The sequence below is a fragment of the Rhodoferax sp. PAMC 29310 genome (assembly GCF_017948265.1).
Taxonomy (GTDB): domain Bacteria; phylum Pseudomonadota; class Gammaproteobacteria; order Burkholderiales; family Burkholderiaceae_C; genus Rhodoferax.
Window position 1 is genome coordinate 3581153 of the sequence record NZ_CP072852.1, and the last position, 22698, is coordinate 3603850.

The window sequence follows — 22698 nt, forward strand, 5'->3', positions numbered from 1 at the left end:
CCGCACGGCCGACAGCCGGTTTTTATGCCTGGCCCGGCACCTCCCATTGGCCGCTGCGCTCGGAGCGGATCAGGGCGTCGATGACGTGCATGTTCTGAATGGCGTCGTCCAGGCCGTAGGGCAGCGGCAGTTCTCCGCGAATGACCTGGGCGAAGGCGTCGCCTTGCAAGGTGTATTGATCGCAGGGCGCCAAGGTGTGGATCACCGCATTGCAACCTGCAGGCAAGGCGCCGTCGTCGGTGAAAAGGCGTGTGGAGCCGTTGGCGGGCGCGTTGAACGGGACTTCGATTTCCAGCCGCTGGCGGGTGCCCACCAAGTGGAGACGTTGGTAGGGTGTGGACTGGGTGGAGACGGTGAAGTCCAGGCGGCGACCATTGCCAAAGTCGAGCACGGCGCTGACCGTGCGGTCGGTCTGGAACGTTGGGTCCCGGTCCACCAGTGCCATCACCCGAACGGGCTCGGCCTCGAACATAAAGCGCCCGGCCACGATGGGGTAGCAGCCAATGTCGTACAACGCGCCGCCCCCGGTCTCGACCCGGTTGCGGATATTGTCTTGCTGCACATTGAAGTAGGAGAAAAATGCCTGCACGGTGCGTAACTCACCCAGGCTGCCGTTGCGCACCATCTCGCGCGCCTTGAGCCACTGGGGGTGAAAGCGCACCATGAAGGCTTCCATGATGTGCACCTGGCCGGCCACTTCGCGCAGGGCGGCGGCCTCATTGGCGTTCATGGCAAACGGTTTTTCGCACAGCACATGTTTGCCCGCCCGCGCTGCAGCCAAAGTTAGTGGCACATGAAGGTCGTTGGGCAGCGGGTTGTAGATGGCCTCAATGCCGGGGTCTTCCAGCAAGGCTTCGTACGACCCATAGGCTTTGCCAATGCCCAAGCTGGTAGCCACGCTTTGGGCGTTCGACAGGTCGCGCGAGGCAATGGCATCCACGCTGCAGAACTCGCTTTGTTGAAGGGCTGGAATGACTTTCTCTCGCCCTATCTTGGCCGTGCTCAGCACGCCCCAACTGACTTTTTTCATGGTAAAAATTCTCGCATTGTGTGGCCTTGATTTAGGGCCTACAGGTAGGTGTTCAACAGGTTTTCCAGGCGCTCCTGCCGGCCGGACACGGGCAGGCTGTCCGTGTTGTGGGCCACCACGTGCGCGGCCACGGCGTCCAGGGTCATTTTGCCGTTCATCAGATCCTGGCCAAAGGGCGTGGCCCAGCCCGCGTAACGGGCTTCTGTCAACTGCGCCAACTGGTCGTTCTGAATCATCTTCTCAGCGATCAGGAGCGCGCGGGCAGAGACGTCCATACCACCAATGTGACCGTGGAACAAGTCCTCCGGGTCGATGGACTGACGACGGACTTTGGAGTCAAAGTTCAGCCCGCCGGTGGTGAAGCCGCCGCCTTTCAAAATCAAGTACAACGCCAGGGCGGTTTCCGGGATGTTGTTGGGGAACTGGTCGGTGTCCCAGCCGCACTGCATGTCGCCGCGGTTCATGTCGATGGAGCCGAAGATGCCCAAATCAATGGCAGTGGCGATTTCGTGCTCGAAGCTGTGGCCGGACAGCGTGGCGTGGTTGGCTTCGATGTTGACCTTGATTTCCTTCTCCAGGCCGTAGCGGCACAGAAAGCCGTAGACGGTGGCGGTGTCAAAGTCGTACTGGTGTTTGGACGGCTCGCGGGGTTTGGGCTCCAACAGGATGGCGCCTTTGAAACCGATTTTGTGTTTGTACTCCACCACCATGTTCAGGAAGCGGCCCATCTGGTCCAGCTCTTGCCCGATGCGGGTGTTGAGCAGGGTCTCATACCCTTCACGCCCGCCCCACAGCACGTAGTTTTCACCGCCGAGCTTGAGGGTGGCGTCCATCGCTTCTTTCACTTGTAAGGCGCCCAGTGCAAAGATTTCCGGGTTGGGGTTGGTGGATGCGCCTGACATGAAACGGCGGTGGCTGAACAGGTTGGCTGTGCCCCACAACAGCTTCATGCCCGTGGCTTCTTGCTTGGCACCCAGCACATCAACCATTTCATGCAGATGGTTCACGCTGTCACGCGGCGTGGCGCCTTCGGGGGCGACGTCGCGGTCGTGAAAGCAGTAGTAGGGCGCGCCCAGCTTGGCAAAGAACTCAAAGGCCACGTCGGCCTTGGCTTTGGCCGCGGCCATGGGGTCGCTCATGTGGTGCCAGGGGCGCTGAAAGGTGTCGCCGCCAAAAGCGTCCAGCCCGTTCCAGCAGAAGCTGTGCCAGTAGCAGGATGCAAAGCGCAGGTGCTCGGCCATGGGCTTGCCCAACACCACGCGGTTTTTGTCGTACCACTTGAAGGCGAGCGGGTTGGTGGCGTTGGGCCCCTCAAAAGCGATGGGCGGGATGTCGGCAAAGTAAGAAGTCATGGGGTTCCTCGTCAAAAACAGTGAAAAATCAATTGAAGGGGTGTGATCAGGCGGCGGTGGGGCTGGCGTAGAGCGAGCGAAAGCGGGCGTAGCGGCTGGCCAGCATGTCTTGCTCTAGCGCGTCGGGCCGGTAGTTGGATACCACTTCCGGGCTCAGGCACACCGTGTCCTGAGTGGCGCCAGTCGCCAGCCACGCCAGACGCGCTGCGCCCAGAGCGCCGCCCACGGCCGAGCTGCCATGGGTCACTACCTCTACATTCAGGGCCGAGGCCAGTTGTTGCGCCCACAGCGCACTGCGGCTGCCTCCACCCACCAGGGAGAGGCGTTGCACGGTGCTGCCGGCCGCGTTGAGCGCGGTCAAGCCATCTTTGAGCCCAAACGTCACGCCTTCAATGACCGAGTAGCCCAGGCGGGCCGCATCGGTGTCAAAGCTCAGGCCATGAAAACTGCCACGCACTTGCGCGTCGTTGTGCGGGGTGCGCTCGCCGCCCAGGTAGGGAAGAAATACAGGAGCAGCCGCACGTTGCGCCAGGGTGAGTGTCTCGGCTTGAGCGGCCAGGGCCCCTTCAGAAGGTTGGCCCAACAGGCTGGTGACCCACTGCAGCGAACTGGCGGCGGACAACATCACGCTCATCTGGTGCCAACGCTTGGGCAGCGCATGGCAAAAGGCATGGGTGGCGCTGGCGGCGTTGGGCTGGTAGCTGGGGGTCACCACAAACAGCACGCCGCTGGTGCCCAGGGACAAAAAGCCCTGGCCCGCGTCCACCGCGCCCATGCCCACAGCGCTGGCGGCGTTGTCGCCGGCGCCACCGGCCACCACGATGCCGGGCTGCAGACCCAAGGCGTGGGCCACGTCGGCTTTGAGTTGACCACCGGCTTCACTGCCTTCGACCAGGCGCGGCATGTGGGCGGTGGTGAGGTTGGTGAGGGCCAGCAGTTGGTCCGACCAGGCGCGCTGTTGCACATCCAGCCAGAGGGTGCCGCTGGCATCCGACAAATCGGTCACGTAGTCGCCGGTGAGCATCAGGCGCACATAGTCTTTGGGCAGCAGCACTTTGGCCACGCGCTTGAACAGCTCGGGCTCATGGCGGGCGACCCAGCGCAACTTGGGCGAGGTGAAGCCGGGCATGGCCAGGCTGCCGGCCAGCGCGGTCAGGTCCGGGCACTCGGCCATCATCTCGGTGCATTCGGTGGCGCTTCGGGTGTCGTTCCACAAAATGGCGGGACGCAAGACCTGGTCCTGGGCGTCAAGCAACACGGCGCCGTGCATCTGACCCGAGAGGCCAATGCCCTGTATCGCCGCGAATTCAGCGGGATGGCTTTGGCGCAATTGAGCCAGTGCCAGTTGCGTGGCCTGCCACCAGTCAGCCGGGGCCTGCTCGCTTTGGCCAGGGTGGGGGCGGGACACCTGAAGGGGGGAACCGGCCGAGCCAATCACCTGGTGGTTGGGCGCGAGCAGAAGCGCTTTGACTTCCGAGGTGCCGATATCAATGCCTAAATACATGAGAGTTCCTAGGGTTTGAGTTCAAGAGTTTTCGGTGTCGTCCGGCGTGGACGCCACCAGCAGGGGAGTGCGCGTGTGCATGGGGCGCAGTTCGTGGTGCAGTACCAGGGCGGCCGCGCCCACAGCGGAGGCCAGCAGTCCAAACCGGGCCGGTCGCAACGTGGGGGCGACCATGCCTGCGCTGTCGGCGTAAGCCTGCAAACTGGCCTGTGCCACGGGCAAAATGGCCGGGTAACGCTCACAAGAGGGCCCACCGACCACCAGCACACGGGGGTTGAAGGTCGTCCACAAGTTTTGCAGCACCACGCCCAGATAACGCCCGCCTTGCGCGGGGTCCGGCAATTGGGCCAAGGCGCGCGCGCCGAAAAAAGTTTCCGCACAGCCTTGTCGCCCGCAGGAGCAACGCATTCCGTCCACTTGCAAAATGCTATGCCCGATCTCACCCGCCATGCCTTGGGCACCGGTGAACAGGCGGTCATTCAAGACAATGCCGGCACCCACACCCGCGCCGCAACTCACAAAGATCAGCGAGTCCTGGGCGTCTCCGGGCGAGAACTCGTATTCGCTCAGGGCAGCGGTGTCGGCTTCGTTTTGCACATGCACCGCCACCTCGGGCACGCCGGCCAGGCTGAGGGCCTGGGTTATCAGCGGCACAAAGTCCACATTGCGCCAACCCAGGTTGGGCGCGAAGCGCAGCACACCGGTGGCGTCATCAAACGCGCCGGGCAGGCCAATGCCAATGCCGGTCAGGCGCACCTGGCGCTGCGGCAGCTGCGCGCAGGCTTGGGCCACCAGTTGTGCGGCTTGCTGGCAAACGGCCTTTGGCGCGGTGTCTGCCAAGGGTTCTTCCACGGACCAGAACACCTCGCCGGTGATTGAAATGCCCACCACGCGCAGCGCCTCTACCGCCACTTCCACACCAATCAGGCCCCGGGTGGTGCCGTCCAGGTGCAGCGGGGTCGAGGGCCGCCCCTGGCCGCTGGCCGGTGTGACACTGGTTTCTGACAACCAGCCTTCGTCAATCAACTCCCGCACCAGCAGGCTCACGGTTGATTTGGTCAGCCCGCTGGCCTGCGCCAGCTGGGCCCGCGACAGGCCGCTTTGGGCCCGCAGCAGGCGCAGCAACACGCTGCGGTTGATGCGTTTGACTAGTTGTTGGTCGCCGGTGGTTTTCATGGTGTTGCAGCGTCAGTGCTCAGCGGGTGAGCGCCTGGGGTTTGCCGTCAGGATGTTTGTCAGCGATGGTCATGTCAAGAACTTCGTCCTGGGTGACATTGGGTGTGCGGTAGGTGCGTACGAAGCGGATTCGTCCATCTTCCAGCGCTCTTCCTGAAAGTTGGGCCAGCTCACGCTCACAGCCTGTGCGAACACGCCTGTCGCGGCGAGGCTCAGTGTCAATGCGGTCAATGTGGTTTTCAGTGCCATCAATGCCTCTGCTTGTTGGCCTTTAGTTTGGAAAAATCACGCGATCATCGTGTCGTCATGAATGCAACTCGATAAATTTAGTATGTTCGACGAACTAATTATGAGTCACGCGACTTAGAAATGGTGTTGGTAGAAACCCGAGGTAATTTTTCCATCAAACTTATTTGAGCTAATTGCCGTTTGAATAAAGTGAAATGCTACTGAAATGAGAGCGAATTTCGCTTGTTTGGTATGGGATGGAGGGTTATTTGTTATGCAATTGAGTCAGGGCATCACGCCATGGTCCGAAAACCATTGCGCTAGATACAGATTACATGTGTTTAGGTGTGATAGCAGTTGACAAACGGTGAGTCGCGCGATCAAATTGATGGGACTGCCCGGCCTTAATTTTTCTTTGATGCCGCTTGGTCCACCTGAACGGAATACATAATGAACAAAATCCAACGTCTTCTTTCTACGGCCTTGATCGCCAGCGTGACCTTGGCCGGTTTCCCCGTGGTGGCGCAAGCCAGTATCGTGGGGACCGATGAAGTGGTGAGCAGTGCTGCCGGCAGCTCGGCGCGTGGCGCAGTGGACCAGTTTTTGGCCCGCACCGATGTACGCGACGCCATGCAGGCCCAAGGTGTTAGCCCGCAAGCGGCCCTGGCGCGTGTGAACGCCATGTCTGACACTGAGGTCGCTCAACTAGCGGGCCGTATTGATCAGGCTCCGGCCGGCGGCGACGTGTTGGGCATTTTGTTCACCGTGTTCATCGTCTTGCTGGTGACCGATGTTCTGGGATTTACCAAGGTCTTCCCGTTCACCCGCGCGGTTCGATGAGCGTCTGGCGAGCCCGCAGACGCGGCCTCGCCCTGACCGGGCTGCTGGCGGCCGCCGCTCTTTTGGGCGGTTGTGCCACGGCCCAGATGGCTGCATTGGGTGCCGCTTGGCCCGGAGAGCTGCCGGCTCGCGTTGAACTCTCCCATGTGCCTTTCTTCCCTCAAGAAGACTACGAGTGCGGACCTGCCTCCCTGGCCATGGTGGCCGGGGCTGCGGGTGTGCAGCTGTTGCCCGCCGAATTGGTCGATCAGGTTTACCTGCCCGGCCGCCAAGGCTCGCTGCAGCAGGAAATGATGACCGCCACCCGGCGCCAGGGCTTGCTGGCTTACCCATTGCTTCCCCGTGTAGAAGACGTGCTGCGTGAAGTGGCTGCGGGCCGCCCGGTGCTGGTGTTTCAGAACCTGTCGCTGCCAATCAAACCCGTCTGGCACTACGCCGTGGTGATGGGCTATGACCGAGAACGCAATCTATTGCTCTTGCATTCGGGACGGACCAAGCGCATGGAGATGTCTTTGTTTGCGTTTGAGCGCACTTGGGCTCGCACAGGCTACTGGGCCATGCTGGCGCTCCGGCCGGGTGATCAATTGCCCGCCACCGCCGACCCGCTGGTGTACGGCGCTGCCGTTTCAGCGCTGGAGCGCCTGGATCCCAAAGCAGCCCAGACCGGGTATGCCACTGCACTGGCGACTTGGCCGACAGACCGCACGGCCCTGCTGGGTGCCGGCAATACAGCCTACGCCCAGAAGCAATGGACCGCAGCCATCAAGGCCTACCGCCACGCCACACAAACTGATCCAGCCTTTGCAGACGCCTGGAATAACCTGGCCCAAGTGCTGTGGGAGCAAGGCCAAACCAACGAGGCCGTTCAAGCCATTGCCACCGCCGTGTCGCTGGGCGGCGAGCGCTTGGCGAAGTACGAAGAATTGGCCGGAAAAATTGGAAGAAGATAGTGCAAGCACTCGCCTGAATTGATGGTTACGCGACCGCCCGGGGCTTCAGGTCTACGGAGGAGCTGCGCTGACCGGCTTGACCGCCCTGTTACAGGCTTCGCGCAAGACGCGGCATCAAGAGGTCCAGTTCGGCTTGGGTGGACACAATCACCAAGGCGCCAACGGCCGAATCCAGCAACAAGGCACGGCAGCGGGGAATAAGGCCTTGGCATGTGAGCGCTATTTCGTTGCCCTGACTGTCAAAGGTCGTCTTCTCGGTCGTCAGGTAACAAGCGAGGCCCTGATTGACGTGTTCTTGCTGGCGGGCCTGGGCCCAGGCCAGTGAGCCGGTGCAGGCGACAAACACGTCGATAGGCACGCGACCGTCATTTGTCATTAGCCGCGCCAAAAGGGCCGGCATGGTGTCCAGCGACATTTGACTGGCACCCACGGTGGGCGATGCATTGACTTCATTGACGATCGCCGCATTGGCATGCCACGGAACGCTGACATCGTTTGAAATGAGATCAATGCCTGCCATGTCCAGTCCGAACAGTGCTGCAGCCCGAATGGCCAAGTCGATGTTGTCCGGATGCAGGCGAAGCATCACATCCTCGTCGCGACCGCCTTCTGCTGTGGACTCGATCAAGCGCAGTGGAGCCCATGCGCCCAGGGGAATCACCGCGTCCAGAGAGAAGCCGGCCTGCTGCAGGCATGCCATTGCCAGCGAGTCCACGGGCAACGGCGGTGGCCGACGCCACGGTGGCTGGCTCCGCCAATGCGTGGTTGTCGCGGCAATAAGTTGCCGTGCGTTTCGGACACCGTCGCCCTGCACTGCAACAGGTAGGCGCTTGACCGCATAAATGACTTGGCCTCTCACCACCAGCAGACGATGGCAGACGCCTTGTGCCTGCTTTTCTACCAATACGTGGGGGGAATAGCGTGAGGCATGGGCAAATGCTGCGGAGAGCGCTGCCTCATTGTTGATGTCCACACTCACACCCTCACCTCGGTCACGATCAACCGGTTTGAGTACAACGGGCCAACCCATCATGACGGCGGCTTGGATGGCGTGTGCCATATGGCTCACCATCTGCTGCTGGGGGGCCGGCAAGCCCGCGCGGCGCAACCACTGGGCAGCGAGAAGTTTGTGGCCGGCAAAATCGATTCCGAGCGTGGAGTCCGAGTCCAATTGGCTGCCCCGAACGTGCAAGCCGTGGCGACCCCAGCCCAGCTGAAACACACCCTGGCCCTCGTGATGCCATGGGATCCCCTGGATGCATGCGGCGCGTAACAGCGCCATGGTGGACGGTGTAGCAATGGCATGCGTCAGCAGCACGGGGAGCACCTTGGTTTCAAGGTGCTGAAAAAAGGGCGTTATCAACTCATCTGCCGACGCGGCCAAGGCCACCCGGTGCAACCACTTGACGCAGGTGGTATAGGCGAGCAGCGTCACATGAGCCGGTACGCCCCCCAGGTGAGGAAGCGAAAAGTCGCAGTGCCATTGCGTGGCATCCAACGCATCGGCCTGCACGTTGACCACTTTTGCGGCCTCAAAGGCGGGGATGCCGCTTGCAAGGAGCAAGGCCTGCGCCGCCAGAGCCACACGCCAGCCGATTCTGGCGGCTGTAGGGTCGGCCAAGTCAGGACGGGTGCATTCGGACACGCCGGGCCATTCGCGGGGCGGCTGATCCAACCAGGCCGCCAGCCAGCCATCAATGCGAGACCAGTCCGGGTCTGATGGCCAGTCGCTGAGCTGGATGGAGAGCGATTGGCGAGCGTCAAGCAAGATCGTCTCCTGCCGTGTCGTGGGTGAGATGCGCTTGCAGCAACGCTGTCAAATTGTCGGCGGCCTGTGCGCTCAGGGGCTCAAGCGTGCGGTGGTCGCGCAATGGGCCGGCGGTGACATCCAGCCGAGAAATTCGGTCCACCGGCAGGCCGGTGCTGCACCACTCGTCGGTGTGGAGCACCACCACGAGGGCGCCAACTCTCGCATCCATGAGCAGAGCCCGCGTGCGAAGGAAGGCACCTTGAAGCGCCATGGGCATGGACCCGTGGGGCCCTTCAGTTGACTCATGGCTACTGATAAAACACGGCACTCCGCGCGCAAGCCATTGGCGCTGACGTTGGCCGGCTTGCTCAAGCGCAGCGGCATCGCCGACGATCACCTCCACGGGTATGCGTCCCTGCGTTGGTCCGCACTTGGCCAGCATGGCTGTCACTACGCGGGTGTCAAACGGGAACAGTCCCAGATCGGGCGCGTGGTTGACTTCCAAGATCACCGCCCCGTTGTGATGCCAGCGTTGGCTGATGTCAGGTGAGAGGATGTCAACGCCCGCGGAGACCAGCCCAAGCCGGCGAACTGCCGCCAGCGCGATGTGAGCGTTGTCGGGGTGGATCAAATGGGTGAGGTCTTCGTCGCGTCCGCCATCTGCGTTGGTCGGAATCTCGCGCAACGGCGCCCAGACGCCAAGGCCGGGGATGCTGTCAGGGCCCAGGCCCACTTTGGCCAGGCATTGCAGGGCCTCTGCATCAATTGGAAGGTTCAAAGGCAGCCACCAAAAAACTGCTAGTTGGCGACGGCTGTTTTCTGCCGCGACCAATTGCGCCACGTTGTGATGACCATCGCCGCGCACGGCGACGGCGTCACGTCGAATCACCCGTTGAACCTGCCCGCCAATCACATGGACAAAATGGGTGCTGCCCGCGGCCCATTTTTCGATCAGCACTGGTCCACCCACCTCGCTGGCAGTCCAAAACGCCGCGCGTACGGCGGAATCGCCGTGGGGTTGAAGGGTGACGCCTTGCCCTCCGACGCCGACGGCAGGCTTGATCACCACTTCACCGCCCAACTCTTGGGCTGCCCGCAGGGCCGCCTCGGCATCGTTGACCAGCACGTGCTCGGGCACAGGCAGGCCGGCATCGCGCAACCAATGGCAGGTGACGCTCTTGTTTTGCGCGACGTGCTGGCCAATCAGCGATTCGCCCTCCAACTGGCTACCCTGCAGCCTTTGTTGACGTACCCCCCAACCCAGCTGGTAAATGCCGTTGCCCTGGTGTCGCCAGGGGATGTGGGAAAGATAAGCCGCCTCCAGCAGCCCCATGGTCGAATGCGAGTTGCGGCTGTCCGTCCACATGGGGCCAACCACTTTGGCCTCCAACTGCTGGAACAAGGATTCGGCCTGCGCGAAGTCGCCAGGGCGCGCAGCCAGCCCGCAGACCACAATGGCGGCCGCCTCAAACGCCTGCACGGTGTGCTGCGACGGGATGTAGTCCACTTGGGCAATGACGGCCTCGGCAAGCCAGCCTTGTGGTGTTGACGGGTCGGGCGCCACCTTGAGCACCTTCCCCGGCTCAAAAACAGGCACCCCACCAAAGCGCAAGAATGCTGCGGCTGTGAGCAAGATTCGCCAGAACCAGGGCAGTGGCACAAGGGCTTCGTCGTCGCAAGGCACACCCGCCGGCAGCGGCGGGCAGGCGAGGGCGGTGACGCCCAGATGCTTTTCAAGCCACAGATCAACCAAGGGCCAGTTGACGCCGGTCACCAGCGGTCCGATTCGGAGGTGGACGGTTTGTGCCGGTTGGCGCAAGCTGTGGCGGTAGCTCAGCAGCTCGGGCGCGGTCAGTTGGGTCACGTGAATCGGCATGGGGCTCTCAAAGCAAAGCGGCTGGAAGTTTGACGCTTCCAGCCGCTTTTCGGGGCGAAAAGGCGCAACGCCTTAGAACATCCAGCGGGCCTTCACAGAGGCCGTCTGGTTGAGAAAGTTCTCGCGGTACTCAGCGTCATAACGGGCTGAGATTTCGACACCACTGGCGGTGTTGTGGACCACTCCGACGCCGGCACGCAGCAGCCATGGAGATGGCTTCAACCCGTTGGTCGTGAAGGCTGCGCTGGGTGAGCCGGCAAACGCAGCGGTGATGGACGCTTGCTCATTGAGCAAGTCGTAACCCAAGCCGAGATTCGTGGTGAGCTTGGTTTGGCTGTTGAGCGAATGCGCCAATTTGCCGTCGATGCCAATGACAAACGCCTCGGTCGTGCGGCTTTGGACATTCAGGTTCAAGGCGCCAGCGCCGGTTTCGGTATAGCCGCTGTCGCGGATGCGGGTGTAGTCCGCGCGCAAGCCGCCGGTCATCGTGCTTTTCTCGCTGAGTGGATAGGCCCGTGCCACGCCCCCCCCAATGTGCATGCTCAGGCTGTCGTAACTGGACGCGGCAGTCGCAGAGGTCAGGGCGATGTAGCGTTGCCCGTTGTTGCGATTCACCCCGATGTCACCCTGAAAGTTGACTTCGGTTCTCTCGTCAAGCCCGTAGCTGCCGTAGCCAATCAATTGATAGACGCTCACGGCATTGCTTTGAGGGGCCGTTGCCGAGTTGCCATTGATGTTGCTTTTGGCATACGCAAAAGCACCGCCCACACGCAGGTTGTCTGACCGGGACCCATCCACACCCAGCACGAACCCGGTGGTAGTGGCCTTGTAGCCCGTTACGCCATTCTGGTCACCCTGGTCGGCCCAAGAGCCAAAGGGTTTCAACCAGACGTGTTTGTCTCCCAAGAACGGGTCGCCGGACGCCAAGCCTTGATTGTTTTCAATGCGACTTTGAACCACACCATTGATATCGCCCAGAGCAGACCTTGCCGCCATCATCGACCCGCCCGTCAGCAATGGCAGGGTTTGGGAAACGGCATTGGAGACGGCCTTTTCGGTAGACAACGCCCCCAGAGCGGACACCACACTGCTTAATCCGCTGGCACCTGAGTCCAGCACTTGGGCGGCACCTACTCCGGGAAAGTTGCCGCTATTGCGTGATGCTTGTTCGGCGGTCAACGCACGGACGGCTTTGATGTAAATCCCAAGCCCGGTGATGGACGGGTCCAGGGATGAGGTGGCTTGCGTGAAGTTGAACATCGCGCTGTTGTCCGTAATCTCACTAAATGTGCCACTGTGTGAAGTGGTTCCGCGAATCACATAAAACTCATTGCCGCTCGCAATGCCGCTGTTGGCCTTGACGTCCACCTCCAGGGTTCCACCCTGCTGGTTGGTGGTGTTGGCGCTCAGGTAGCTATAGGACGTCGGACCAGCAATTGCGACGCGCAAGGTGCTGCCGCTTTCGCCGGTGTAACTGCCGCTAAGTACGGCTGTGGCCACGCCACCCGTGTTGCGGATGTCGGAAAGGGTGACATTGCTTTTAATCGTGACGCTTCCGCCGTTGTAATTCAACAGGGAACTTGCGTTAAGTCCACCGACTAACTGCGCGCCGGATTCGTTGTAGACGGTCACTGCATGCAAGCTGCTTGCCCGATTGACCGATTGGCTCGTGCCCGCAATGGTGCCGGTGTTGGTCACCGTCGTGGTGTGCGTGGCAATGTTGTCCGTCACATAAACCGCGCTGGTGTTTCCTGTAATTCGTCCTGCGTTATTGACGGAAGTAGCGACAGGGAATTCAACGCTCGTTGATACCGATACGCCGTTGGCAGTCAAGACATCGATGGCGCCGCCAGCAGTAACGATCAAGCAGCTCTCAGTGATTTGAGTCGTGCTGACGGCTGTGCTGACAGTTGCACATTTAATAGCCTGAGCCTGTCCCGCAGCCAAGCCCAGCAAGGCGGCTGTTGTGGCCATGACGAGCGGTGTGAGCCGGCTTGGGATGCGCGCGGCGATGGGGTTGTGTTCGTGACCCTTCGTGAACCGGTGCGTCTTGGTGATTGATGGCTGGTGCATGGGAAGGGGCTTTCTGGGAAATTGAAAAGGTGTCGGCGGACGGCTTAGCAGGCATGACCCAACGGTGTCAGGAAATAGGGGTCGATTGTATCAATTGGTATCAAAAATAGGGGTCGCGTTAATGGGGATTGACACGCGCGGGGTCTCGCCCTCATGGGTTTGCGTGGCGTGTTCCAACCAGTTCGGAAACAGCACCAATTGGCCCGGTTGCGGGTCAATGCTGATTTCGCTGCCCGCATTGGGGCGCAGGCTGCCTTGCCAGGGGGAGAGCATGGCGCCGGCCCGGGGGTCGCGCAGCGTCAGTTTTCCGCTGCCTTGGGGCAGACGCAGGTAGTAGCAGCCGCTGAGCAAAGCCCCCGCATGATGATGGAAGGTGTTGTAGCCGCCGCCATCGTGCACATTGGCCCAGGCTTGGAGTCGGTACGGGTAGGTGGGTGGCCCCATCTCGGCAAAAGCGAAATCAACCACGCGGCGCACAGCGTCTTGCAGCGGTGCAAAAAGAGCATCGTTAAACAGCGTGGCCTCACTGTTCCAGCCGCCCCGGTTGGAGCGGCCCGCGGCTTGTGGATGAGCCTTGCGCATGGCCTCAATAGCGGCAATCCAATCCGATAAATAGCCGTTCAATGGTGCCAAATCCACTGTCCACACGCGGGTGGGAAACAGGTCCATGTGATGCACAGTGAGTTGCTGGGGAGGAGTCATGGTTTTGATGATGCCGCAAAAGCACGCGGCCCTTTCTTCATGGGTGCCTTCTCCGCGTGGCGGCTGGAAATTGGTGGGAAAGCATCCATATGAACGCGCCTGAAATCCCGCCCGCCGCCAGTTGGTTGCACGATCAACTCCGCAGGTCCGAAGCCCGGCGAAGTGGATGTGGAATTGAAACCTCCAGCGGCCGGTCGGCGAACTTCTGGCCGTACATGCGGCGGTCGGCTTTCTTGAGCAAGGACTCGGCGTCGCTGCCGTCGTCCGGGTAGAGTGCCTCGCCCACGGAGCCTCCAAAATCGGTGCTCTGAATGGGCTCATTGCCGAGTGCTGTTAGCGGCGCCTTCAGTGCAAGTTGAATTTCACGGCGCACCCGATCCAGGCTGTCTTGGCTGTCCACTTGATCCAGCAACACCACGAACTCATCGCCCGACAAGCGGGCGACCAGATCGCGGGACCGAACCATGGCCCGCAGTCGATCGGCAATTTCAATCAAAACCTGGTCGCCCACATCGTGGCCAAACTGGTCGTTGATTTGCTTGAAGCGCTTCAGGTCGATGAACAGCACCGCAAACCGGCCGGGCTGCGCACTGGCAGAGGCCTGCGAAATTTTTTGACGCAGGCGCAGCACAAAGGCCTCGCGGTTGGCCAAGTCAGTGAGGCTGTCTGTTTGCAGGCGGCGTTGCATAGTCTGAAAACTTTGCGCCAGTCGGCCAATCTCGTCGGGGCGTTTGATGCTCACCGGCCAGTCCAGCTGACCTTCACCCACACGCAGCGCCGCTTCGGACAAGCGCTTAAGGTCTCCGCTGACCCAGCTGAGCACCCGCAGGCCGATCAGGAGGGCTATCACGGCGGCCAGCGCGCTTAGCAAGGCGGTGCGGACCAGATTGCTGGTGACACCTGCCATGAAGTCGCTGCGCGGCATGGCCACCACGGTGCACCACTTCAGGCCAGCGTCGTCGGTGATGTTGTCGAACGCGGCATGAATTACCTGTCCGTCAGGCGCCGTGAAGTTGAAGGACTGCGCGCCCGGATGCGGCTCGCCGTCTTGCTGGCGGGCTTGAATCTGCGCATAAATGGCGCCGATGAGTGGGTTGGAGCTTTGGAGGGCATTGACGCGGGCTTTGCTGCCGTCCGTGGCCGCGGCCACGTTGGGGCTGGCGGAGGAGGCGATCAGGTCGCCATTGGGTTCAAAAATGAACGCTATGCCATGCTCAGACACCCTCAGTCGGGTGACGAAATCGTTGAGTGCCCGCAGCGACACGTCTGTGGCCACCACGCCTTCGAACTCGCCGTCTGGTCCTAGCACCCGTCGGGCCCGTGTGGCGACCAGGTCTTCCGTTCCAAAATCGATGTAGACGGAGGTCCAGGTAGGGGTGGTTTGATCCTCTCCGGCCCGGTACTAGGGGCGAATCCGAGGGTCAAACAGCTTTTTCTCAACCGACTGAAAACTCAACTTGCCGTGAATGCCCGTGAAGCGTGAAATAGTGCGTCGGTCTTGTGCATTCAGTTTGAGTCGCATCTCCCCTTCGGTTCGCGAGTGGCGAAACAGGCCCATGGCCTGGCCCAACCGGTTGCCGTAGTACACATAGTTGTTGGGGTCAAGATGGAGCGAGGTCGCAATCCAGAAGCGGGTGCGCAGCTCCTCGACCTCTTTTTCAATGTTGGGCGACACGGGCATGCCGTCGGGGAACGCGGCTTCAAGCACGACCCCGGAGCCCATCACGTGCCGGTCCACGGCCTGGCCAATGCGATCCACGGTTTTCGCAAGCAGGTGGGCCGATACCGTGTCCACGGCACGGCTGCCTGCGGTGTACGACAGGAAGACGACGGTCAGCGCCAAGCCCAATACCAGCACCACATAAGGGATCGTCAGCACCTGGCGCAGGGAGAGCCGAAAGAGTCGGGCTTTGAACATAAGCAGTCGTTTCTCTGTGGGGGGCTGACAGGTCGTAGCCTCTTGACACCGGGTGGGCCACCTTGGAGGGGCTTGGACGTGGATATTCACGCCCGAATAACGTGGATTATAAAGAAGACCTCTAAGGTAAAAAACACCCTATTGCCTTGTTCCACAATGCTTTAGTAGCTATCAAAAAAATAGCGTAATAGTGCGAAATAAATCACAGATGAACCGCCCCGGCGTAGGCGTTCACCACGCGGGCCTAACGCCCCAGGGTTTGCGCCGCGCCGGCCATGCCAGAGCGTGTTAACCAGTCGAACACGGAGTCCACCGTGACGGTTTCTATGCGGTCTGAAAACCGTTTGTCATTCGGGTGGTCATCAAAAGCGATATTGGCCGAACCCACACGCCCGCCGAGGCGTGTGAACGGGCCCAGCCGCAGCGTGGTGGGTTGGTAGCCCTTGAAGCGCAGCCAGGCTTGGGCCTGTTCCCGCCCTTGTACGGCAGGCTCTACGGCGGCGGCCAGCGTTTCCAGTGCCCACTGGTTGGACTGCTGGTAGCGCAGCCCCCAGACGTAGCTGACCATGCTGTAGGGGCGGGTGTGCATTTGGGTGCTGCGAGCGGGGTCGGTCAGCAAGGCCAAGAGCGGCGCCTGCAGGGCGGGGGCGGGCACCACCCATGCGGCTTCATGGCGCCAAAGGTCGTCCAGAAAGAACTCGCCTAGGCCCTGCCGGTAAATGGCCCCCACGGCCGTACCGCATTCGTTGAGTTTGTGTAGCACCCGCTAGGGGCCGGCCGGAGTTTTGTAGGCCCACCCTAGGTGCGAATAACGCAGACCGTACTTCGACAAGTCTTGACCCGCCCGGCCCAGCACCACCACGCGTGCCCCGCTGCGGGTGTATTCAGCGTCCAGTGCCTCTGAGGTCTGTTGCGCCAGTGTCATGACTTGCTCGATCGCCCGTGCGTCCAGCGGTCGCTGTTCGCAGGAGCGTCCGGCGTGGGCGGTTGGGGCCAACACCAGCGCGCCAGCCAACCAGGCCAGCATCCACAAACAAGCGCCTGCTGCGACTATTTTTGAAAATGGGTTCATGTTCGATCCCGCTCAGTGGGTCAGTCGTTCGTTGTGAAGCAAGGCACGCCCCAACGCATTGGGCAAAAAGGCCAGTAGCTCGCCGGCTGTGGAAAGCAGCACGCCGGTGCCGACCACGCTGACGGTGACGGCAGAGCCAACCCCCAGCGCCACCGCCGAGGCCGCGCGCCCCACAACTTCCACACTGACCCGGGCACCGTCCGAAGCACGTTCCAGCAGATAAACCGTGCTACGCGCGGTCACCTCAACGACCTTCACCACCAATACCGCGCCCGATAGGGCCAGTGCCACCGGCAGGGTGCTGATGACGGCGGCGCCAGCCGAGGCAGTGCCCGCCACCGAGGCCACCGGCAAGAGGGAGAGCGCGACAGACGCCTCACTTTGCGCTGTTGCCGGGTTGCTGAGGGTGGCCAGAGCCATGCCGAATGTCAGCACCAAAGTGTAAAAACGGTTCATGTCAATTCTCCTGCGTGTTGATGGGGGTGGCGCGTTCGCCACTCGCCTTGCAGGCCGGCCTCTGTCAGGTCTGCTTCATGGCGATCGCGCAGCGTTTTCGCCAAGGTAAAAGCGGAGGTCACCAGGTAAAGCCAACTCACGCCTAAATAGGCGCGGTAAGTGTCATTGACCTCCATGCGGGCCAGTCCCCAGCCCGTGAGGCCCATGGCCACGGCAAAGCCGCCCCAAACCACCAGACGCCACATGGGTGTTTCAGCCCCGCCGGTTTGTGTGACGAGGTGGGCATCGCGCACTGATTTGGACAGCACAAACACGGTGGAGAGGCAAAACACATAACCCATCACCATGAAGGCACGGTCCAGGGACTGACCCGGCAGGTAGGCCAAACCGGTGGCGCAAAGAAACACAGCAAGGCCAAAGGATGCCCAGACCTGGATTTGGCAGGCGCGGGTGTCGCGGGTCACGGAGTTAGAAGGGGGGCGGTGTGCCATGGAGAACCTCATCAATGAGTTGAACATGGCACGAATGGTGGAGCACGGGGCCCGGTTTGATGTCTAAAAATTGATCTGGTGCACGATTTTGCTAATAAAAGTATCTATTTTTGATTCTTTATGGCTTGTCTTGACCGCCCTGCGCCGGGCGGTCAAGCAGAGGCGCATCAAGCGGGGGAGGCGCCCAGCAAGGTGCTGACCTGTTGGCGTAAGCTGTTGGGCGTGACGCTTGGCGCGGCCAAGGGGCTACCCACATTCAGGCCGACGCGGTTGAACAGCCCCCGCCGGAACGGGTGGTTCATGGCCGTGGGTTCACCTTCCACCACCTCCACGCGGCTGAAGAAAGAGCCCCACAAATTCGTTAGCGCCATCGGAATCACGGGCACAGCCAAGCCATCTTGGGTGGCGCGCTCCAGCACTTTCATGATGCCGCCCTTGAAGGGCTGCACCGTGCCATCGCGGGTGATGCCGCCTTCGGGGAAGATGGCGAGCAACTCTCCATCTCGCAGCACGGCCGCCGCCGCATCAAAGGCGGCCTCGTAAGCCGCAGGGTCGTCCTTTTGCGGCGCGATGGGAATCGCTTTGGCCAGTTTGAACAACCAGCCCAACACCGGTACTTTGAAGATGCGGTGGTCCATCAGGAAGCGAATCGGGCGGGGGCTGGCGGCCATGAGCAATACCGCGTCGACAAAGCTCACATGGTTGCAGACCAGCACGGCGGCGCCTTGGGTGAGAATGTGCTCATCACCTTGCACCTTGTAGCGGTAAACACAGCGCGACAGCATCCAGGCCACAAAGCGCAACAGGTACTCTGGCACCACCAAGAAGATGTAGAACGCGACCACCGCATTGGCCAGACCGACGAACAAGAAGATTTGGGGAATGGTGAAGCCCGCCTGCAACAGGCCTCCCGCCAGCAAGGCGCTGGCGATCATGAACAGCGCGTTCAAAATGTTGTTGGCCGCGATGATTCGTGCCCGGTGGGTGGGCAGGCTGCGCATTTGGATGAGCGCGTACATGGGCACGCTGTACAGACCGGCAAACAGGCTGAGAAGGGCCAGGTCGGCCAACACGCGGTAGTGCGCGGCTTGCGCCAAAAAGGCTTGCAAACTCAGTGCGCTGGCGTCGGGCAGGCCACGACTGGCAAAGTAGAGGTCCACCGAGAAAACCGTCATGCCGATGGCGCCCAGTGGCACTAGTCCAATTTCCACATGGCGCCGGCTCAGCACCTCGCACAAGAGTGAGCCCGTGCCAATGCCGATAGAAAACACCACCAGCAGCAAGGAGGCGACTTGCTCATCACCGTGCAACACGTCTTTGGCCAGCGCTGGAAACAGGCTTAAAAACACGGCGCCAAAAAACCACATCCAGCTAATGCCCAGCACCGAGCGAAATACCACCGGCGTCTGGCGCGCCAGTTGCAGATTGCGCCAAGTCTCGGTAAAGGGATTCCAGTTGATGACCAAGCTGGGGTCTTGCGCTGGGGAGGACGGGATGTAGTGCGACGCAAGCCGCCCGATCAGCGCCAGGCCAATGCAACTAATGCCCACATGCACGGCACCAATCTCAGGGGTTGCGATGATCAAGCCGCCGGCCACATTACCCATCAGAATGGCGACAAAGGTGCCCATCTCCACCATGCCATTGCCGCCCGTCAACTCACGCTCGGCCAGATGCTGCGGCAAGTAAGCAAACTTGACGGGGCCAAACACGGTGGATTGCAAGCCCATCAGGAAGATGCAAACGAGTAGCAAAGGGATGTTTTGTGTAAAAAAGCCCCAGGCAGCCAGCGCCATGACGCCCAACTCCGCCCACTTGAGCCAGATCATCATGCTGCGGTGGTCCAGTTTGTCGGCCAGTTGGCCGCTGGTGGCTGAAAACAGCAAAAAAGGCAAGATGAACAAGGCGCCAATCACCAGCCCGGCCAGGCTGGCGGGCAACCACGCGACTTGCAGCTGGTAAGTGACCAGCACGGTGAACGCGAACTTGAACAAATTGTCGTTGGCCGCCCCCATGAACTGGGTCCAGAAGAACGGTGCAAACCGCCGTTGGCGCAAGAGAGCAAATTGCCCGCCCTCGTGGGCTGCGGGGCTAGATTGGGGGCTGCGCATAGCGCTCACATCGTCGGCGACTGCAGGCTGGGTCATGAGGAGGTCTCTAAGGCGTTGGTTTAAAGGGCATTGGGACTGAAAGTGTGCGGGCGCGGCGCCTGCGCATTCTGCCGCAACAGTGCGACGATCACGGGCAAGACGGCCAACGCTGCGACGCCATGCTTCAGACTGTGGCCCGAAATCCATTCGCCACTGAGGTGAAAAAGCGTTGCATCGTTGAGTTCGCACAGCTTGGCCAGGACGTAAATTGCAATCAATGCCCCAAGGTTGACGCCCACAGCATCGGCCAGGCGGGTTTGCATGGCAGCCCAGAGAATGAGCGCCATGCCTCCAAACTGCACCACGACCCAGGTCAAGACATTGCCGTGGGTGAAGGGTAGCGCCGCAGACACGATAGCGGTCGCCAGAATAGCAACCAGCGAGGTCTGAGCGGCGCGTTGATCGATGCGTTCGGCCAGCGCCACAGCAATGGCACCGGCAAAGGTCACGGCCATGCCCAACCGGTCGACGACGAGACCACTGGCATCGGGTAACCAGTGGTACCACGCGGAGCCCATGCCCGCCAGAAGCAGGCCGGCAAAAAACACGGCCATGGCATTTCGCGTGGCACGAGACACTGGCTTGCCCCGAAGCGTGAGCAGGCCGATGAGACCTGCCAGCCCCAGTGGGGTGTTGCTGAGCACGTCCATGCCATTGGGCATGCCCCACAGAGTTCGGGCATCGACGAACGGATGGTCATGTTCATACAGGCTCACATGGCCATGTGCGTTGAGGTCTATGCCCATGCGTTGTATCAAATCAGGCCCCCAAAGCAAGGCCAAGACCCATAACAACAGCAAAGTGATCCAAATCGCCACCCACGCCTTGCGAGGAGTGGGTGGCGACACGCTGGCGTGGGCGGGATGATCTGCAAGGTGTTGCATGGTGGGCTCCTGGGTATTGAATGTCAGACAGGCAGCCAGTGTCGGCAGGTTGTCGCTGGATCTTTGTCGAAATTCGATACAGTGGAGAAAATTGAAGAGATAAGTATCGTTTTTTGATTCTTTGAAAGACTTCCACATGAGCACAACCCACGATCTGGTCACCGCGCTGAAGCAGGAGTTGAAAGCCGCCCACATGACCTACGCCGATCTGGCGCGAGCCATGGGCATGGCAGAGTCGAGCGTCAAACGCATGCTGGCCAAGGGTGATATGTCGCTGTCCCGCATTGACGCCATTTGCCAGGCGCTGAAGCTGGACTTTGCCGAGTTGGCCCGGCGTGTGGCCGACGCGCAGCCGCTGTTGAGGGAGATGACCCAGGCACAGGAAAGTGCGGTGGTGGCGGACAAAAAGTTGCTATTGGTGGCCATTTGCGTGCTCAGCCAATGGACGCCCGAGCAAATCACCACCGCCTACCGGCTGACGGAGGCCGAGTGTGTGAAGTACCTGGCGCAGTTGGACCGCATTGGCATCATCGAATTGCGCCCCTTGAACCGCTACCGCCTGAAGCTGTCCAAGACATTTCGCTGGCGACCCCATGGCCCGGTGATGAACTACTTTCGCGAGCATGCACTGCTGGATTACTTTGGCGGCGGGTTTGATGGCACGGGCGAGGGCCTGCTCTTGGTGCATGGCTCTGTGAGTCGCACGCTGGCGCCGATGTTCATGGAGCGCTTGCAACGTGTGGCGCAGGACTTTGCGCAACAACACCAGACCGACCAGAAGCTGGCAGTGGAGGACCGCGAGGGTTACACCTTGGTGTTGGGCATGCGAAGCTGGGAGTTTGAGGCGTTTGGTTTATTGCGCCGCTAGCACCGCCTGCTTTGTATTCCGCAAAAAATGCGGTTCAATAGCCACGGTCCAGTCCAGTCGCAGAAAGATCCTTGATGTCAACCACTCCTCCTGATTCGTCGCTGAAAGTGACCGCGCCTGAGTTCGTGCTTCAGACGATTTTGGGGGTGATGAACGAAGTTCCGGTAGGCATCTGTATTGTTGACAAGGACTTGCAGATTCAGTTGGTCAATCGAAGAGCCAAGCAGCTGCTGGATTTGCCTGATCATTTGTTCGAACCCAAGTTGCCCCACTTTAGTGCGGTGATTGCCTTCAATGCAGAGCGCGGCGATTACGGTCCGGGAGATTCAGCAGAGCACGTCGCCCGCATTCTGGCCTTGGCCCAGCGCATGGAGCCGCACCATTTCGAACGCAAGCGCCCCAACGGGCAGGTACTGGATATTCGCGGCGAGCCCTTGCCCGACGGTGGATTTGTCACAATCTGGACGGATATGACCGCGCGTGCCCAAGCCGAAGAGGCGGTCATCGCCCGTAACACCACGTTGGAGCAGCTGAATGCGGACCTTCAGCTAGCGCAGCAACAGTTGGTTCAGTCGGAAAAACTGGCGTCGATTGGCCAGCTTGCGGCCGGGGTAGCGCATGAAATCAACAATCCGATTGGCTATGTGTCGTCCAATATCAGCTCGATGGCGTCGTATCTGGAAGATATTTTCAGATTGCTGGATGAGTGTGAGGCGGCTTGCGCCCCAGATGCCACGCCGGACCAGAGGGCCAGTGCCTGGCGTATCCGGGCTGAAATTGATCTTGATTTTCTCAAGGAAGACATTCCGAACCTGATGCGCGAATCGCTGGAGGGCATCACCCGAGTGAAGAAAATCGTCCAGGACCTCAAGGATTTCTCGCACGCCGACACCCACCAGGAATGGCAGTGGGCCGATTTGCACAAGGGGATTGAGTCAACGATCAACATCGTGACCAGTGAGGTGAAGTACAAGGCGGATGTGGTTCGTGAGTTTGGCCAATTGCCAGACATCGAGTGCTTGCCCACTCAGCTCAATCAGGTCTTCATGAACCTGCTGGTCAATGCGGCGCACGCCATGGGGGAAGAGCGTGGCACCATCACGATTCGCACCGGAACTGAAGCGGCGTCTGTTTGGCTGGAGCTTTCCGACAACGGAAGTGGAACCCCACCAGAGGTGCAGGCGCGGGTATTTGACCCGTTCTTCACCACCAAACCAATGGGCAAGGGAACCGGACTGGGTCTGTCACTGGCCTACGGCATCATTAAAAAGCACCAAGGCACCGTCACCCTGGACAGCACGCCGGGGCGTGGGACAACGTTTCGCATTGTGTTGCCGGTGGCGCGAGTCATTGCGTCGGAAGCCACCGGTTGAGGTTG

At 60.8% G+C, this 22698-nt stretch carries 19 protein-coding genes and 1 pseudogene; 4 read left to right on the forward strand and 16 right to left on the reverse strand.

The features are described from left to right. Window positions 1–22: 22 nt before the first annotated feature. The 5 genes from J8G15_RS16620 to J8G15_RS16640 all read right to left on the reverse strand — a co-directional run bounded on the left by J8G15_RS16620 (window position 23) and on the right by J8G15_RS16640 (window position 5311). Window positions 23–1030 carry a Gfo/Idh/MocA family protein gene (locus J8G15_RS16620; RefSeq protein ID WP_210543505.1) on the reverse strand — a complete coding sequence of 336 codons (1008 nt, stop codon included), beginning with the start codon at window positions 1028–1030 and terminating at the stop codon, window positions 23–25. 38 nt (window positions 1031–1068) lie between these two features. Then, window positions 1069–2382 carry a xylose isomerase gene (gene xylA / locus J8G15_RS16625; protein ID WP_210543506.1) on the reverse strand — a complete coding sequence of 438 codons (1314 nt, stop codon included), beginning with the start codon at window positions 2380–2382 and terminating at the stop codon, window positions 1069–1071. 46 nt (window positions 2383–2428) lie between these two features. Then, complete coding sequence (xylB, locus tag J8G15_RS16630; RefSeq protein WP_210543507.1) at window positions 2429–3886, reverse strand: xylulokinase; 1458 nt, start codon at window positions 3884–3886, stop codon at window positions 2429–2431. A 21-nt stretch (window positions 3887–3907) separates the two neighbouring features. Beyond that, a complete protein-coding gene (locus J8G15_RS16635; RefSeq protein WP_210543510.1) occupies window positions 3908–5062 on the reverse strand; it encodes an ROK family transcriptional regulator in 1155 nt (384 codons plus the stop codon). 69 nt (window positions 5063–5131) lie between these two features. Next, window positions 5132–5311, reverse strand: a complete 180-nt coding sequence (locus J8G15_RS16640; RefSeq protein ID WP_210543513.1) for a hypothetical protein — start codon at window positions 5309–5311, stop codon at window positions 5132–5134. Window positions 5312–5740: 429 nt separating this feature from the next. Between J8G15_RS16640 and J8G15_RS16645 the strand changes: the two genes are divergently transcribed. Together J8G15_RS16645 and J8G15_RS16650 are read left to right on the forward strand one after the other, a co-directional pair. Beyond that, window positions 5741–6130: a PA2779 family protein gene (locus tag J8G15_RS16645; RefSeq protein WP_210543515.1), complete on the forward strand. Its 390-nt coding sequence runs from the start codon at window positions 5741–5743 to the stop codon at window positions 6128–6130. Then, window positions 6127–7080, forward strand: a complete 954-nt coding sequence (locus J8G15_RS16650; RefSeq protein WP_210543517.1) for a PA2778 family cysteine peptidase — start codon at window positions 6127–6129, stop codon at window positions 7078–7080. The genes J8G15_RS16645 and J8G15_RS16650 overlap by 4 nt, the downstream gene beginning before the upstream one ends. Before the next feature lie 88 nt (window positions 7081–7168). Here J8G15_RS16650 and J8G15_RS16655 read toward each other — a convergent pair whose 3' ends face one another. The 11 genes and pseudogenes from J8G15_RS16655 to J8G15_RS16705 form a co-directional block, all read right to left on the reverse strand. Next, on the reverse strand, window positions 7169–8848 hold the full coding sequence (locus tag J8G15_RS16655; RefSeq protein WP_210543519.1) for a hypothetical protein: 1680 nt from the start codon (window positions 8846–8848) through the stop codon (window positions 7169–7171). Beyond that, window positions 8841–10706 (reverse strand): hypothetical protein, encoded by a 1866-nt coding sequence (locus tag J8G15_RS16660; protein ID WP_210543521.1) that lies wholly within the window; start codon window positions 10704–10706, stop codon window positions 8841–8843. The genes J8G15_RS16655 and J8G15_RS16660 overlap by 8 nt, the downstream gene beginning before the upstream one ends. Window positions 10707–10778: 72 nt before the next feature. Next, the gene (locus J8G15_RS16665; protein ID WP_210543523.1) at window positions 10779–12779 is read right to left on the reverse strand and encodes an autotransporter outer membrane beta-barrel domain-containing protein; all 2001 of its coding nucleotides are present in this window, start codon (window positions 12777–12779) and stop codon (window positions 10779–10781) included. A 90-nt stretch (window positions 12780–12869) separates the two neighbouring features. Then, window positions 12870–13481, reverse strand: coding sequence for a TIGR02466 family protein (locus tag J8G15_RS16670; RefSeq protein ID WP_210543525.1), 612 nt, complete (start codon window positions 13479–13481; stop codon window positions 12870–12872). Window positions 13482–13614: 133 nt separating this feature from the next. Next, entirely contained in the window at window positions 13615–14835 is a 1221-nt protein-coding gene (locus tag J8G15_RS16675) for a diguanylate cyclase domain-containing protein (RefSeq protein ID WP_370627552.1), read from the reverse strand. A 48-nt stretch (window positions 14836–14883) separates the two neighbouring features. After that, a complete protein-coding gene (locus J8G15_RS16680; protein ID WP_210543529.1) occupies window positions 14884–15399 on the reverse strand; it encodes a hypothetical protein in 516 nt (171 codons plus the stop codon). A 244-nt stretch (window positions 15400–15643) separates the two neighbouring features. Continuing rightward, a pseudogene (locus J8G15_RS16685) lies at window positions 15644–16471 on the reverse strand (DUF2145 domain-containing protein). Window positions 16472–16483: 12 nt separating this feature from the next. Further along, window positions 16484–16927 (reverse strand): hypothetical protein, encoded by a 444-nt coding sequence (locus J8G15_RS16690; RefSeq protein ID WP_210543532.1) that lies wholly within the window; start codon window positions 16925–16927, stop codon window positions 16484–16486. Then, window positions 16924–17418 (reverse strand): YiaA/YiaB family inner membrane protein, encoded by a 495-nt coding sequence (locus J8G15_RS16695; protein WP_210543534.1) that lies wholly within the window; start codon window positions 17416–17418, stop codon window positions 16924–16926. The genes J8G15_RS16690 and J8G15_RS16695 overlap by 4 nt, the downstream gene beginning before the upstream one ends. Before the next feature lie 167 nt (window positions 17419–17585). Beyond that, on the reverse strand, window positions 17586–19565 hold the full coding sequence (locus J8G15_RS16700) for an MFS transporter (RefSeq protein ID WP_370627433.1): 1980 nt from the start codon (window positions 19563–19565) through the stop codon (window positions 17586–17588). Between the two features lie 23 nt (window positions 19566–19588). Continuing rightward, window positions 19589–20452, reverse strand: a complete 864-nt coding sequence (locus J8G15_RS16705; protein ID WP_210543536.1) for a hypothetical protein — start codon at window positions 20450–20452, stop codon at window positions 19589–19591. Between the two features lie 136 nt (window positions 20453–20588). On the opposite strand from J8G15_RS16705, the gene J8G15_RS16710 reads away from it, so the two are divergent. After that, window positions 20589–21320, forward strand: coding sequence for a helix-turn-helix transcriptional regulator (locus J8G15_RS16710; protein ID WP_210543537.1), 732 nt, complete (start codon window positions 20589–20591; stop codon window positions 21318–21320). Between the two features lie 74 nt (window positions 21321–21394). Continuing rightward, a complete protein-coding gene (locus J8G15_RS16715) occupies window positions 21395–22693 on the forward strand; it encodes a PAS-domain containing protein (RefSeq protein WP_210543539.1) in 1299 nt (432 codons plus the stop codon). The last annotated feature ends 5 nt before the right edge of the window (window positions 22694–22698 follow it).

Coding starts and splice junctions, on each gene's coding strand:
- J8G15_RS16620 (WP_210543505.1), bottom strand. CDS start 1,030: ATGAAAAAAGTCAGTTGGGGCGTGCTGAGCACGGCCAAGATAGGGCGA.
- xylA (WP_210543506.1), bottom strand. CDS start 2,382: ATGACTTCTTACTTTGCCGACATCCCGCCCATCGCTTTTGAGGGGCCC.
- xylB (WP_210543507.1), bottom strand. CDS start 3,886: ATGTATTTAGGCATTGATATCGGCACCTCGGAAGTCAAAGCGCTTCTG.
- J8G15_RS16635 (WP_210543510.1), bottom strand. CDS start 5,062: ATGAAAACCACCGGCGACCAACAACTAGTCAAACGCATCAACCGCAGC.
- J8G15_RS16640 (WP_210543513.1), bottom strand. CDS start 5,311: ATGGCACTGAAAACCACATTGACCGCATTGACACTGAGCCTCGCCGCG.
- J8G15_RS16645 (WP_210543515.1), top strand. CDS start 5,741: ATGAACAAAATCCAACGTCTTCTTTCTACGGCCTTGATCGCCAGCGTG.
- J8G15_RS16650 (WP_210543517.1), top strand. CDS start 6,127: ATGAGCGTCTGGCGAGCCCGCAGACGCGGCCTCGCCCTGACCGGGCTG.
- J8G15_RS16660 (WP_210543521.1), bottom strand. CDS start 10,706: ATGCCGATTCACGTGACCCAACTGACCGCGCCCGAGCTGCTGAGCTAC.
- J8G15_RS16665 (WP_210543523.1), bottom strand. CDS start 12,779: ATGCACCAGCCATCAATCACCAAGACGCACCGGTTCACGAAGGGTCAC.
- J8G15_RS16670 (WP_210543525.1), bottom strand. CDS start 13,481: ATGACTCCTCCCCAGCAACTCACTGTGCATCACATGGACCTGTTTCCC.
- J8G15_RS16680 (WP_210543529.1), bottom strand. CDS start 15,399: ATGTTCAAAGCCCGACTCTTTCGGCTCTCCCTGCGCCAGGTGCTGACG.
- J8G15_RS16690 (WP_210543532.1), bottom strand. CDS start 16,927: ATGAACCGTTTTTACACTTTGGTGCTGACATTCGGCATGGCTCTGGCC.
- J8G15_RS16695 (WP_210543534.1), bottom strand. CDS start 17,418: ATGGCACACCGCCCCCCTTCTAACTCCGTGACCCGCGACACCCGCGCC.
- J8G15_RS16700 (WP_370627433.1), bottom strand. CDS start 19,565: ATGACCCAGCCTGCAGTCGCCGACGATGTGAGCGCTATGCGCAGCCCC.
- J8G15_RS16705 (WP_210543536.1), bottom strand. CDS start 20,452: ATGCAACACCTTGCAGATCATCCCGCCCACGCCAGCGTGTCGCCACCC.
- J8G15_RS16710 (WP_210543537.1), top strand. CDS start 20,589: ATGAGCACAACCCACGATCTGGTCACCGCGCTGAAGCAGGAGTTGAAA.
- J8G15_RS16715 (WP_210543539.1), top strand. CDS start 21,395: ATGTCAACCACTCCTCCTGATTCGTCGCTGAAAGTGACCGCGCCTGAG.